Source organism: Streptomyces sp. NPDC001220, assembly GCF_053597895.1.
Genome location: NZ_JBSFJE010000015.1, coordinates 106,594 through 119,618, shown reverse-complemented (window position 1 = coordinate 119,618; position 13,025 = coordinate 106,594). Strand labels below are relative to the sequence as shown.

Here is a 13,025-nt window from a genome sequence, read left to right as displayed (position 1 = left end):
GGCCGCGCCGCACCGGCGGTCACGGCCATCCGGACGACCGGGGGCCGGGGTCAGGACCGCCGCCGGCCGCCGGCCCGTCAGGCGAGGACGGGTGGCGCCGGGGCGAGCGGCGGGCGGTCGGGCAGGAAGCCGTGGGCCCGGCGGGCGAGGTGGTGCGCCTTGTAACGGTCCACCTGTTCGTGCCAGTTCAGGATTCCCGCCATCCAGTTCTGCAGGTCGCGGACATAGCCGTCCATGGCCTCACGGGCCTCGGCGGACAGCTCGAAGTCGTCGTACACGACCGGGAGTTCATTGCCGACGACGTGCTCGAACTGCTTCATCCGCTGGGTCATCAGGTCGTCCACGACGCGGAGCGCGGTCGGGTAGTCGACGCCGAAGAAGTTCTGGACGACCAGGATCGCGTTGTGGAACTCGCCCTCGTACTGGATCTCCTTCTGGTACGAGAAGACGTCGTTGACGAGCATGCCGTAGTCGATGGCGGCGTTCTCCAGGGACCGGACCGGGCCGCCGCGGTAGACCTCCGCGGGGATCGCGGGACCCCGGCCGCGGCGGGCCAGGCTCAGCGTGAGGTCGGAGCCGAAGGTGGCCCGGCGCATCTCCAGGAAGTCGACGGGGTCGGGAATGCGGTGCTGGAGCTGGTTGGACAACTCCCAGAGCCAGCTCTCGGTCATGCTGTCGACGGACTGCCTGAGAGCGAGCCGGTCTTCGGGGCTCGTCCCGGCGGTCGTACGGGCCCACAGGTCGATCAGGCCGCGCTCCATGCCGGTGGCCGGCACCGGGACGGGCTCGTCGGCGAGGGGCATGCAGGCGGAGAGGCGGGCTGTCGCGTGCCGGGCGCCGGCCAGGTCCCGCCGGGTGCCGAAGACCAGCGGGTAGTAGTCGTCGGCGTAGGTGCCCCAGGCCAGCCAGTCGGCGCTGAGGTCGAGTTCCTCGGGGGTGGCGTCCGGGTCGAGGCCGGCGGAGCAGAGCACCAGGTCGGAGGCGGCGAGCTTGTCCTCGTCCCAGACGCCCTCGGCGAGCATGCCGGTGCTGTGCATCCAGGCGGTCAGCCGGGGGCGGGCGGCGTCGAGGTGCGGGCTGAGCTCGACCTCGTAGGGCATGTGGAAGTCGGGCAGGAGGGCGGGGCCGACCTGCTGGAAGGGCACATGGGTGTAGGCCCGCAGTCGCTCCCCCTGCCCGAAGGACGTGGGCGGTGCCCCCGTTGCGGCGGCCGAGGCGAGCAGGGCGCCGACGTCGGCGGCGGAGGTGCCGGGCCCGGTGAGGTGCTGCCAGGGGGAGGACCGGGTGGCGCCCTGGTTCATGTAGCGGCTGGAACGCATGTGCCACTCGTGGCCGCCGGACTGCCAGTCCTGCAAGCCCTTGGTGTAGGCGGCGATCGCGGCGGCCTGGTCGGGGGTGAGGCCCTTCTCGGCGGCGAGGGCGGGCACTTCGGTGAGGGCGGTGTGCTCGAACTGGTGGAGGCGGGAGGTGAGGATGTCGTTGACCGTGTCGGCGGCCTCCTGGGTGGTGCAGTCGAAGAAGGTCTCCAGGACCAGCACGCCGTTGCTGTTCTCGCCCTCGTCCTCCACCTCTCGCTGGTAGGAGAACAGGTCGTTGCGCAGGTGGACGGCGTCGGCGAAGGTCTCCATCAGCACCCGCAGCGGCCGCGTCCCGGCGGCGGCCGCTGGCACCTCGGCCGTCGCGTACTCGACCAGCCCCGCCGACCAGGGGGCGCCGCCGACCTTGCGGCGCATCTCGATGTACTCGACGGGGTTGGCGATCCGCCCCTCGTTGATGTTGGCCAGCTCCCACATCGACTCGTTCAGCAGGTGCTCGGTGGCGACCGAGAAGCGGCGGCGCCAGTCGACCGACATCGACGGCACCGTGCGCGCCCACAGGTCGGCGAGGCCCGCCTCGACCGGGTTCTGCGGCTCCGGCACGGGCGCCGCGGGGTCGAGCGGCATGAAGAGCGGGAGCCGGTCGAGATGGGCCTTGCCCGCGGCGCGGTCCTGGGTGCGCTTGTACATGTCGAGGAAGTGGTCGTCGAAGAAGAACACCCACACGTACCAGTCGGTGATCAGCGACAGGGCGGGGCCGTCGCAGTCGGGGTGGGTGTAGCTGCACAGCAGGCCGTAGTCGTGCGCCTCCAGGTCGGCTTGGGTCCAGATCCCGGAACCCTCCAGCATGCCCATCCCGCGGGCCCACTCGGTGGAATGGGCGCGGGCCTCCTCCAGGTGCGGATTGAGCCGCGCGGGATACGGCATGTAGAAGTGCGGGAGTTCGAACGGCTGCGTCATGGCCGGGGCCCTACCCGCGGGCTCCAACGGGCATCCACCGGGGGACACATGATCACACCATCGCGTGAACCGGTGTGGAATCCGGGAACTTCGGACGGCCTTTGTGGCGTCCGCCGTACACCCGGGCCCCGGCCCCGGCGCTCCGCCGGGGTACTTTACCGGCGGCGGTGGCCGAACCCACCCGGGCCTACCCCGTCCCGCCGGGCACGCGGCCGCTGCCTGCGCCGCCGGCGGGGCAGCCGATGAGCCGCCGTCGCCGGGCACTGATAGCGGTCGCCGCCGTGACGTCGGTGGTGCTGATGACGACGGCTGACGGACTGGCAGACGGGCTAGGCCGGTCGGACGGGCTTGGCCCGGTCCCCCTTGGCGGGCTCCGACGGGCGAGCCGCCGTGGTCGTACGACCGCCTCTGCCGGCGGCGACGAGGGCCCGTCCATGCCCGACTTCTTCGATCCGTGGGCCGTACGCCGAACCCGCGCCTGTCCTTCGGGGACGGGCCGCACATCTGCCTGGGCTCTCATTGCGCACGGCTGCGGCTGCGCACCCTCCATGCCGAGGCGCCCGTGCTGGAGCGGGGCGGCCCTGCCGAACGGCCGGTCTGCAACTTCGTCGGCGGTTCACGTCGCTGCCGATGTCCCAGGGTTGACCTGGATGAGGGCATGGGTGCCGGCCGTGCGCCAGCGTTGCCCCTCGGCCGCGTCCAGGGCCGCCTCGGTGTCCGCGGCCAGGCCGGTGATCACATCGGACTTGAGGGTGCGCAGCGCGGCCACCGGCCCCGGGAACCAGGCGGTGACCCCGGCGAACGGGGTGGTCGGCGGCCAGAGCCGATCACCCACCAGGCGGCGGTAGTTGAGGTCGCCCTTGAAGATCGTGAGGTCGGCGGAGGCGAACTCGGCGCGCAGGTCGGCGGGCATCTCGGCGTACGGCAGCGGGGCGCAGGAGAAGGGGTGGGCGCGCACGGTGAGCCGGCCGTCCGACATCGCCGACCAGAGGGTGCGGCCGTACCCGGCCGCCGCTCCGGGTGCGGCGGAGAGCCTGCGCAGGGCGTCCAGCACGTCGGCCGTGGTGGCGTCGGAGACGTAGTAGGGGTGGGGCTTGATGTGCAGGACCGCGTCCGCGATCCGGCCGGTGTCCAGGAGGCGGGCGATCAGCAGCAGGTCGGGGACGAGTTCACGGCCCGCGTTGTCGGCGACGAGACACAGGGTGCCGCCCCGGAGCAGCCGCCACAGGTCGGCGCTGTCGTCGGCGACCAGGGCGGAGACGGCCTCGCCCGACTCGGCGGAGAGGCGAAAGCCCAGGTCGGCACGGTTGCCCCAGAGGGAGCCGTACAGCAGGGCACGGTCCGGGTCGTCGCCGAGGGCGTCCAGCGCCGCCAGCTCCTCGTCGGTCTCCTTGGCGTCCAGTTCGGCGAGCTTGAAAGGACGGAACGGGTCGATGCCCTGCCAGGGGCCGGGGCCGAAGTAGCCGACGGCGTCCAGGAGGCGACGGTAGAAGTAGCTCTCGGACCACAGCCACGGCACGTCGAACCAGGAGTGCCCGAGGTGGCCGTCCAGGCCCCAGCCGCGCCACCGGTCGCCGTCCGGCAGGGGTTCGATGACACCTTCGGTGCAGTTGCGCAGCAGTGCGTCGAGGGCGCGGTGCTGTGCGGGGCCGTACGGGAAGGCGTCCCTCACCTGACGGATGATCGCGGGGTGCCGTTCGGCCAGCACGCTGTGCGGGAACGGACCGGTGGTGCCGAGGATCACGGGCGCGGCGGCGGAGTCGGGCATGGGCGCCACGCTATCGCGCGGGACACCCGGCTCCGCCGAACCGACGGCGCCTGTCACGCCGTTCTGATCTCGCGCTCCAGCTGGGTGGCGAGGGTCATGTAACGGGCGCGCCGGTGCACCGGGACCAGGCCGCGGATCATCAGGTACCACATCTCCGCGACCCTGCGCGGCAGTCGTCCCACCGGCTCCAGGTTGCGGCCGGCCACCCGGGTGCCGACGAAGAAGCAGACCAGGGAGTGGGCGACCGCGCCGATGTCGATGTCCGGGTGGACGTCGGACTCCTTGACCGCGCCCTGGAGTTTGCGCGTGGCGAACTCCAGGCCCTCCGTGAACGGATGCCTCATCGGCGGCCGCACGGTGACGTCCGCGGTGGCGAGCCGCAGTCCGGCGCGCGGGATCGGGCCGTCGACGGAGAGCCGGGCGATCGCGAACGTGGTGCGCATCAGGGCCTCCAGTGAGGAGTAGCCGCGGCTGTCCAACTCCTTCACCAACTGGCTGGAGGTGCGGGACTGGAGCTCCATGATGGCGTGCGCCAGGTCCTCCTTGGCGGCGAAGTGGAAGTACAGCGCCCCCTTGGTGACCTTGGCGTGTTCGACGATCTCACTCAGACTGGTGGATTCGTAGCCACGCCGGTCGAAGAGGTCGGCGGCGGCCGTGATGATCGTGGCGCGGGTCTGCTCCGCGCGTAACTGCCTCGCCATCGACTCAACACTCCTCACGGCTCCAAACCGACGGGGCATGCGGTTTGTTTCTAACCCCGTGCACACGATAGCTCACCGTGCGGCAACGGGAGGCGACTGTGCGGACCTGGTGACGGACATGCGCAACTGGCGGGCGTGGCCCCGCGATCGGCGGCCACACTGCACAACGCACGAGATCAGAACACGCCACTCCCTCGTGTTCGTGCCGGACTCCGGAGGCGACGCGGGCGGCCGGGCGCCCAACGGTGATCACAACGATACGAGCCGCGCGGTTGGTTCTCAATGACGCCCGCGCAGTCCGCAAAACGGACGACCCGGTCGGCGGCCCGCACACCGGCCTGCCCGTGATCAACCGCGCTGAACGGTACGTGCCCTGATCCCGTACTCATCTCAGCAGACTTCGTACCCGCGCCTGCCGAGGAGACGTCCCGATGACCCGGACGACCGCCCGTCTGACGGGAGCCGCCGTCGCGGCTCCGCTGCTGCTCCTGTCGTGGGCGGCGGGTTCCGCCCAGGCGCACGGCGCGCCCACCGACCCCGTCAGCCGGGTCTACGCCTGCTCCCCCAGCGGTGGCAGCGCGTCGACGGCGGCCTGCAGGGCGGCGATCGCGGCGAGCGGGCAGAACTTCGTGGCGTGGGACAACCTGCGGGTGGCGGGGGTCAACGGCCGTGACCGGCAGGTGATTCCGGACGGCAGGTTGTGCAGCGGCAACCTGCCGGCGTACAAGGGGCTCGACCTGGCGCGCGCGGACTGGCCCGCGACCCGGTTGACCCCGGGCGCCCGGATGACCATGACGTACGCCTCGACGATCGCGCACGCCGGCACGTTCAAGCTGTACCTGACGAAGCAGGGGTACGACCCCGCGAAGCCGCTCACGTGGTCCGAGCTGCCCGCGCAGCCCTTCGCCGAGTTCAAGGACCCGGCGCTGACGAACGGGGCGTACCACTTCACGGCGACACTGCCGGCCGACCGGACGGGCCGTCAGATGCTGTACACGATCTGGCAGAACAGCAGCACGACGGACACCTACTACTCGTGTTCCGACGTGGTGTTCACGGCGAAGAAGGACGGCGGGGCGACGGCGAGCGCGCGCCCGCGGCCGCGGGCGACCGCCACGCCGGCCCCGAGCACCTCCAAGAGCCCGACTCCCAGTGCCTCGAGGAGTGTTGCCGTCCCGACACGGCGGACGGCGGCGGCCCCGGTCTCCCCAAGGACCGGAACCGCCGCCGACAGCACTCCCGTGGCCTCCGACACGAGCTCGGGCTCGGGCCCGTCGGCGCCACTGCTGGCGGGCGGCGCCGCCGCGGTGCTGGTGCTCACCGGGGGCGCCGCCCTGGCGTTGCGTCTGCGTCGACGCTGACCGCCTTTGCCAGACGGTCAGTTGACGAAGACGGTGGCGCCGTTGTCGGTGACCGGGGCGTACTTGGCGGTGAAGTAGCCGGCCGCGAAACAGAGCGAGGAGCCGGAGGTCTTCGTGAACGCCTGGTTGGTGAAGTTGATGCTGTTGTCGGTGTTGCTCGACGTACCGGTCAGGCTCGGCGCCTGGTAGACGCAGGTGATGCTGCCCAGCAGGGTCTTCAGCTTGACGGTGGTCTGGATCGTGGAGCCACTCGCCGGGGTGACCGTGAGGGTGCCGTCCGAGGCCACCGTGGTGGTGTACGGCAGGTTGTCGACGGTGATGCTGGTGACGCCGGTGACACCGAGGACGTTGCTGGTGCAGCTGCTGGAGTCGAAGGTGTGCCCGCTGACCGACTCGGTGGCGGTGCCGGGGGCGGCCGGGTTGTCCGTGACCGTGGCGGTGAAGACCGAGGACGTGCACTTCACGCCACTGGTGCCGGTGGCGCTGGAGTAGAGGGTGGCACTGGTGCCGGTGGCCAGCGGCGCACTGAGCACGTCACCGACGGCGACGGCGGTGCCGCCGGCGCTGCCGGTGGTGAGCACCGCGCCGTCGGCGGAGGCGGGAACGGTGGCGGCGACCGAGAGGGCTGCGACGGTACCGGCGAGGGCGAGGAGGGATCGCGTACGCATGCGGGTTGCCTCTTTCCTTGGGGGACTTGCGTGAGGTGAGGAGAGGTGGGGGTTCGGGGCGGGCGCGTATGCGCCGCCGGCCGTTGCCGGCCCGTGACGCCTTCTCCGTACGTGACGGACCGACAACGGCAGTGGAGCCGGACACCGGCCGAAAGCCTGGGGGGGTTAGGCCTCCGGCCGGGCCGGTTGAGGGCGTTCGGGCACGGCCCCTGGGGGGAAGCGACCGTGCCGACGCCGAGAGCGGAGCGGTGATCGAGGAGGCCGGGATACGGCCGATGCCGCTCGGCGGATCCGGCGCCACGGATCCGAAGGAAACCAGGGAGAGTTGTAGACCTGATCAACCATCAACGTCAAGGCCGATCAAGGGAGTTGAGAAACCGATCAAGGAAGTGCGAGGTCGGAACACAATTGACGCATATTCAACACCCTTTTTTCACAACTGCCTTGACCCATTAAAGTAACCGCCGGTAACTTGCGGCATGGCTACTGCTGCGTAACGAGAAATCCCTTGCGTCCGCCGGGAGTTGTGAGGAGGCGTGCGCGGCAGCCGCTGTCCGCGCCAGGACAACGTGCCACTGAAGCCCAACCCGCGTCTTAATGCATGGGAGCAGACATGGCCTCGTCCCCGGACGTTCCGTCCGCCGACAACACGCCTGAGAACCCGGGAAGCGGTTCTCTTTCCGACACACCAGACACCACCGGGGCCACCGGAGGGGAACAGAGACGGGGACGGGTCCGCGCGCGCCGGGCCGCGGTGATGGCGGTGCCGGCCACCCTGGCCGCCGCCGGTCTCGCGGTCTTCACCGCACAGGGTGTGCTGGGTGTGCAGTTCGCCATCTCCGGCATGCCGTTCGTGGTCACCGCCGACCGGCTCGACGGCACCGGCTTCGAGCAGTTCGGCGGCCTCGACAACATGATTCCGGACAGCCCCAACGCCGGTGACACCGGCGGCCAGGAGCTGGTCGTCACGTCGGTGGTGAAGAACGGCACGCTCACCAACATGTGCCAGAGCGTCGACCTCGGCGGCATCCAGCTCCTCCTCAAGGCCGGCGGCGGCTCCAAGCCGGTGTCCGTGTCGAACCTGGCGATCGACTCCGACGACATCAAGGGCGACGCCACGTTCAACAACATCGAGATCGGCCGCGACGCCAGCACCTTCGACAAGGCCGGTGTGCAGGGCCCGAAGGGCGTCTACGGCCAGCAGGCCGACGGCGTCGTCATCGAGCACCTCCACCAGCACAACTACGCGGCCACCGCGGCCGTCTTCAAGCTGCCCAACCTGCACATGTCCTTCAGCGGCGACGGTTGCGACTGATGACCGACCCGGGGACCCGGACAGAGCGATTCCGGCGGTGGCGGGGACAGCGGCCGTTCGCGGGCGGCGTACTGCTCGTGCTGGCCGGTGCCGAGATCCTGGTGACCATGAAGGCACCCCTTCCGGTCATCCTGCACATCGGCATGCAGGGCCTGGCGGGTTACCTGCTGCCGACCCTGATGGTCGTCTGCGGCCTGCTCATCGTCTTCAACCCGGCCCAGCGCCTCTTCTACTCCATCCTCGGCATCCTGCTCTCCCTGGGGACCTGGCTCACCTCGAACCTCGGCGGTTTCATGGTCGGCCTGCTGCTCGGGGCCGTGGGCAGCTGCATCACCTTCGGCTGGCTGCCGGACCAGGAACCCCGCGTCAGCCGGCGCAAGCGGCGTAAGGCCGCACAGGCTGCCGCGCAGGGGTTCGGGGACGGGGCCGAAGCGGTCTGAAGCGGTGAACGGAGGCGGGCCGGTGCGTTTCGGTCCGCCTCTTTTCTGTGCGCGGGGAGTTCGCCCGAACAGGTGACTTGGGAACTTCTTTGCTGTCGCTGCGAGTTCATCGGGCAGCCGGGCGGCGTGTGGCCGTCCGGGGTGCGAGTGATCGGTGCGGCGAAGGAGCGGCGGCTTCATGGTGTTCAAACGGCTGCTGGGCGCGATCGGGGTCGGTGGGCCCTCGGTGGACACGGTGCTGGACGGTGCCGCGGTGGTGCCCGGCGGAGCGTTGTCGGGGCGGGTGTGGCTCAAGGGTGGCTCGACGGCGGTGGAGGTCGAGCACATCGGGCTCGAGTTGCTCGCGCGGGTCGAGGCGGAGCACGAGGAGGGGGAGACCGAGGGCGCGGTCGTCTTCGAGCGGTTCACCGTGGGCGGCGGCTTCCGGCTCGGTGCGGAAGAGGAGCGGGAGGTGCCGTTCCATGTGCCGCTGCCGTGGGAGACACCGGTCACGGAGCTGTACGGGCAGCCGCTCGGGATCGTGCTCGGGGTGCGCACCGAGGTCGGGGTGGCCGGCGCCCGGGACAAGGGCGACCTGGATCCGCTGACCGTGCGGCCGCTGCCCGTCCAGGAGGCGGTGCTGGAGGCCCTCGGACAGCTGGGGTTCGGCTTCCGCTCGGCGGATCTGGAGTACGGCCGGATCGGTGGTACGGGCCAGCGGCTGCCGTTCTACCAGGAGGTCGAGCTGACCCCGGCGCCGCCGTACGCGCACGCGGTCAGCGAGATCGAGCTGACCTTCCTCGCCTCCCCCGCCGGTCTGGAGGTCGTCCTCGAGGCGGACAAGCGCGGCGGGCCGTTCTCCTCCGGGCACGACGCGCTGACCCGTTTCACGGTGCGCCACGAGGACGCATCCGTACTGGACTGGAACGGCGAGGTCGACGGCTGGATCCGCCAGCTGATCGCGCACCGCGAGGCCTACGGCACCCATGCCGCGTACGGCCACGGCGGGCAGCACGACGGCCACCACCGCTCCGGACCGGGCCTCGGCACGGCGGTCGCCGCCGGTGCGGCGGGTCTCGCGCTGGGCGTGGTCGGCGGAATGGTGGCGGCCGAGGTGGTGGACGAGATCGGGGACTTCTTCGAGGGGGACGAGGACTAGGGAAGGACCAGGGCCTGTCCCGCGGAGGAGAAGGGCCGGGGCGTTCGTCAGCTCGCGGTGACGGTCGGCCCGGCGGTCTTCCCGGGCTCCGGCTGCGCGGGGGCCGCGGCCGGCTCCGCCGCCATCTGCACCGACGTCGGCTCCACCGGCGCCGCCGTGTCGTCCGTCTTCATCGCCTTCGCCTCGCTCTTGAGGATGCGCATCGACTTGCCCAGGGCCCGGGCGGTGTCGGGCAGCTTCCGGGATCCGAAGAGCACGATGAAGACGATCGCGACGACCAGCAGGTGCCAGGGTTCGAGTCCGTTACGGAGCATGACCGCCCCCTCCCTTTCTCACGTTGTTCCGTGCCGACGAAGGGTGCTTCCCGCGCCCCGGCCGAGCAGCGACGATTGCCACATTGCGCAACTGTACAACCCTGACTCGAAGACGGTCCCCCGGCCCGGCCGCGCGATCGCTACGGCCGGCGCCGGTCGTGGCGTGCCCGTACCGCCCTCAGCGCCGGCGCGTACAGCCCGAGGACGGCGGCGAGCAGCAGCGGGTAGGCGGGTGGCAGCCCGGTCATGCCCAGGGCCGCGCCCAGGGGACTGGGCGGGAGCAGCAGGCCGACGGCGGCGAGCGCGGCGGCGGCCCGGCCGATGGGTCCCGGCCGGGTGCCGCCGCGCAGCAGGTACATCACCAGAGCCTGGGTGAGCAGGTTCTCGGTGAACCAGGCGGAGTGGAAGACGGCCTGGTCGTCGAGGGCGTCGGGACCGCGCAGGGCGAGCGCCAGGACGCCGAAGGTGGCGAGGTCGGCGATCGCGTTGAGCACGCCGAAGCCGGTGATGAACCGCAGGAAGGCACGCGGCCGCAGCACGGTCGGGCGGCGCAGGGCCGCCGGGCCGGGGCGGTCGTACGCGAAGGCGAGCTGGGCGGCGTCGAAGCAGAGGTTCTGGGCGAGCACCTGAGCCGGGAGCATCGGCAGGAAGGGGAGCAGCAGGCCGGCACAGAGCATCGCGATGACGTTGCCGAGGTTGGAGGAGAGGGTGACCCGCAGATAGGAGGCGATGTTGGCGCTGCTGTGCCGGCCGGCGGTGACGGCGTGCCCGATCGCGCCGAGGTCCTTCTCGGCGAGCACCACGTCCGCGGTCTCGCGGGCGAGGTCCACGGCGGTGCGGGGCGCGATCCCGACGTCGGCCGCGCGCAGGGCGGGGATGTCGTTGACGCCGTCGCCGAGGAAGCCGACGGTGTGCCCGGCGGCGCGCAGCCCGCTGACGACACGGGCCTTGTCCTCGGGAGTGCAGCGGGCGACGACGCCGGCGTCGAGGTCGAGGAGTTCACCGGCCACGGCCACCCGCCCCGCGGCCAGGCCGAGGTCCCGGCAGGCACGGGCGGCCGTGGCGGGGTGGTCGCCGGTGAGGACGCGGACGCTGATACCGAGGCCGGTGAGGCGGCGCAGGGCCTCGGCGGCGCCGGGGGCGAGGGCATCCCGGAAAGTGACCAGGCCCCGGAAGGTGAGGCCGTGTTCGTCGGCGGCCGTGTAGGGGCGGGTGCGGGCGGGTCCTGCGGCGGTGGCGACGGCGAGGACGCGCAGCCCGGCGCCGGCCTCGCGGGCGGCGAGGGCCAGCAGGCGTTCGTGTTCGGCGGGGTCGAGGTCGCAGCGGGCCAGTACGTCCTCGGCGGCGCCCCTGGCGACCAGGACATGGGTGCCAGGGCCGCCCGCGACGACGGCGGTGGCGGTGCGCCGGCCGGGGTCGAAGGGGACGGCGCCGACGCCGTCGTACTCCTCCCCCACCGGTCCGGCCGCCGTGAGCAGGGCCTCGTCCAGGGCGTCGGCGGAAGGCAGTTCGGCGAGCTGGAGGGTCCACCAGGCGCCGACGGCCGCCCAGCGCAGCGCGTCCGGGTCGTCGTGCCCGTCGGGGCCGAGGGCGCGTTCGACGACGGGGCGGTCCCGGGTGAGGGTGCCGGTCTTGTCGAGGCAGAGCACGTCGACCGCGCCGAGGTCGTGCAGCGCGGGCAGCCGTCGTACGACGACCTGGTGGGTGCGGGCGAGCAGGGCTGCGGCCCGGGCCAGGCAGGTGGTGACGATCACCGGGAGCATCTCGGGGGTGAGCCCGACGGCGACCGCGACCGCGAAGGGCAGCGTCTCCAGGCCCCGGCCGCGCAGGGCGGCGTTGGCCATGAGGACCAGCGGCGGGGTGAGCAGCATGAACCGGATCAGCACCCAGGAGATGCCGTGCACGGACCGGTCGAAGGCGCTGGGCTCCCGCCGCCCGCCCGCCGTGCTCTGCGCCACCGCGAACCGGGTCCGCTCCCCCGTCGCCACGACCACCGCCGTGGCACTGCCCGAGGCGACCCCGCTGCCCTGGAAACAGAGGTACGGCTCCTGGAAGGGGCCCGCGCCGGCCGGGTGGTCCGCGTCGGGGATCTCGACGGCGGCCTTGGCGACGGGCGCCGACTCGCCGGTGAGCACGGCCTGGTGCACGGTCAGGCCACGGGCGCGCAGCAGTCGTACGTCGGCCGGGACCAGGTCGCCGGGGCCGAGCCGTACGACATCGCCCGTTACCAGATCGGCGACCGGGACCTCCCGGGTCCGCGGTGCCGCCTCCGCCCCGGTGCGGCGCAGCACGGTGGCGGTGCCGGCGACGAGTTCGCGCAGCGCGGCCAGGGAGCGGTCGGCGCGGTGTTCGCCGGCGGCGCGCAGCCCGCAGCTGACCGCGACCAGGGCGAGGATCACCACGGCCGTGCCCCAGGAGGCGACGAGAGCGGAGACCAGGCCGAGGGTGAGCAGGACGGCGGTGAAGGGGTCGCGCAGGGCGCGGACACAGCGCAGCGGCCAGGAGACCGTGCGGGGAAGGGGCGGGGTGTTCTCGCCGGCGTCGGCGAGCCGGGCCGCGGCGTCGGCCTCGGTCAGCCCGCGCGGTCCGGTGTCCAGCCGGCGCAGCACCTGCAGCGCGGTGGCGGCCTCGCCCTCAGAGACCACGGAGACGGCGGGGGGCCGGGAGTTCGGCGCCGGTGGTGCGGGCGGTGAGGCGGGCGACGAGCAGGCGTACGACGTCGACCACGTCCGGGTCGTCCACCAGGTACACCTGGCGGCGGCCCTCCCGGCGGGAGCGGACCAGGCCGGCGAGCTTCAGTTTGGTGAGGTGCTGGCTGACGGCCGGCAGTGCGCCGCCCACCCGCTCGGCGAGTCCCGTGACGTCGCTCTCGCCCTGCGCCAGCGCCCAGACGATGTGCAGCCGGGCGGGCGAGGCGAGCAGCCCGAAGGCCGCGGCGGCGTCCGCGAGCACGTCCGCGGAGGGGTCCTCGACACCTGTTCCGGGCCCTGTCGCCACCGTCGTCGTCCTCCTGCCCGCCAAGTCGAAGGCACCAGTCTAGGACG

At 72.1% G+C, this 13,025-nt stretch carries 11 protein-coding genes; 4 read left to right on the top strand and 7 right to left on the bottom strand.

Features of this window, described 5'->3' with window-relative positions; genetic code table 11:
• Positions 1–77 precede the first annotated feature (77 nt).
• From cyc2 to ACWDGI_RS32090, 3 genes are all read right to left on the bottom strand, one after another.
• Positions 78–2,276 carry a germacradienol/geosmin synthase Cyc2 gene (gene cyc2 / locus ACWDGI_RS32100; protein WP_450765027.1) on the bottom strand — a complete coding sequence of 733 codons (2,199 nt, stop codon included), beginning with the start codon at positions 2,274–2,276 and terminating at the stop codon, positions 78–80.
• 616 nt (positions 2,277–2,892) lie between these two features.
• Positions 2,893–4,044, bottom strand: a complete 1,152-nt coding sequence (locus ACWDGI_RS32095) for a damage-control phosphatase ARMT1 family protein (protein WP_450765025.1) — start codon at positions 4,042–4,044, stop codon at positions 2,893–2,895.
• Between the two features lie 53 nt (positions 4,045–4,097).
• Positions 4,098–4,745: a ScbR family autoregulator-binding transcription factor gene (locus ACWDGI_RS32090; protein WP_450765023.1), complete on the bottom strand. Its 648-nt coding sequence runs from the start codon at positions 4,743–4,745 to the stop codon at positions 4,098–4,100.
• Between the two features lie 431 nt (positions 4,746–5,176).
• Between ACWDGI_RS32090 and ACWDGI_RS32085 the strand changes: the two genes are divergently transcribed.
• Positions 5,177–6,106 (top strand): lytic polysaccharide monooxygenase auxiliary activity family 9 protein, encoded by a 930-nt coding sequence (locus tag ACWDGI_RS32085; RefSeq protein ID WP_450765021.1) that lies wholly within the window; start codon positions 5,177–5,179, stop codon positions 6,104–6,106.
• A gap of 17 nt (positions 6,107–6,123) precedes the next feature.
• Here ACWDGI_RS32085 and ACWDGI_RS32080 read toward each other — a convergent pair whose 3' ends face one another.
• The gene (locus tag ACWDGI_RS32080; protein ID WP_360475863.1) at positions 6,124–6,774 is read right to left on the bottom strand and encodes a Tat pathway signal sequence domain protein; all 651 of its coding nucleotides are present in this window, start codon (positions 6,772–6,774) and stop codon (positions 6,124–6,126) included.
• Between the two features lie 613 nt (positions 6,775–7,387).
• Here ACWDGI_RS32080 and ACWDGI_RS32075 point away from each other — a divergent pair.
• From ACWDGI_RS32075 to ACWDGI_RS32065, 3 genes are all read left to right on the top strand, one after another.
• On the top strand, positions 7,388–8,089 hold the full coding sequence (locus tag ACWDGI_RS32075; protein ID WP_450765019.1) for a DUF6230 family protein: 702 nt from the start codon (positions 7,388–7,390) through the stop codon (positions 8,087–8,089).
• On the top strand, positions 8,089–8,529 hold the full coding sequence (locus tag ACWDGI_RS32070; RefSeq protein ID WP_450765017.1) for a DUF6114 domain-containing protein: 441 nt from the start codon (positions 8,089–8,091) through the stop codon (positions 8,527–8,529). Before ACWDGI_RS32075 ends, ACWDGI_RS32070 begins: the two co-directional genes overlap by 1 nt.
• A 178-nt stretch (positions 8,530–8,707) precedes the next feature.
• Positions 8,708–9,667, top strand: coding sequence for a sporulation protein (locus ACWDGI_RS32065; protein ID WP_450765015.1), 960 nt, complete (start codon positions 8,708–8,710; stop codon positions 9,665–9,667).
• A gap of 47 nt (positions 9,668–9,714) precedes the next feature.
• Here the strand turns inward: ACWDGI_RS32065 and tatA are convergent, their stop codons facing one another.
• The 3 genes from tatA to ACWDGI_RS32050 form a co-directional block, all read right to left on the bottom strand.
• Complete coding sequence (tatA, locus tag ACWDGI_RS32060; RefSeq protein ID WP_450765013.1) at positions 9,715–9,981, bottom strand: Sec-independent protein translocase subunit TatA; 267 nt, start codon at positions 9,979–9,981, stop codon at positions 9,715–9,717.
• A gap of 140 nt (positions 9,982–10,121) precedes the next feature.
• Positions 10,122–12,626, bottom strand: coding sequence for a magnesium-translocating P-type ATPase (gene mgtA / locus ACWDGI_RS32055; protein WP_450765011.1), 2,505 nt, complete (start codon positions 12,624–12,626; stop codon positions 10,122–10,124).
• A complete protein-coding gene (locus tag ACWDGI_RS32050; protein ID WP_450765009.1) occupies positions 12,616–12,978 on the bottom strand; it encodes an ArsR/SmtB family transcription factor in 363 nt (120 codons plus the stop codon). The genes mgtA and ACWDGI_RS32050 overlap by 11 nt, the downstream gene beginning before the upstream one ends.
• Positions 12,979–13,025: the final 47 nt, after the last annotated feature.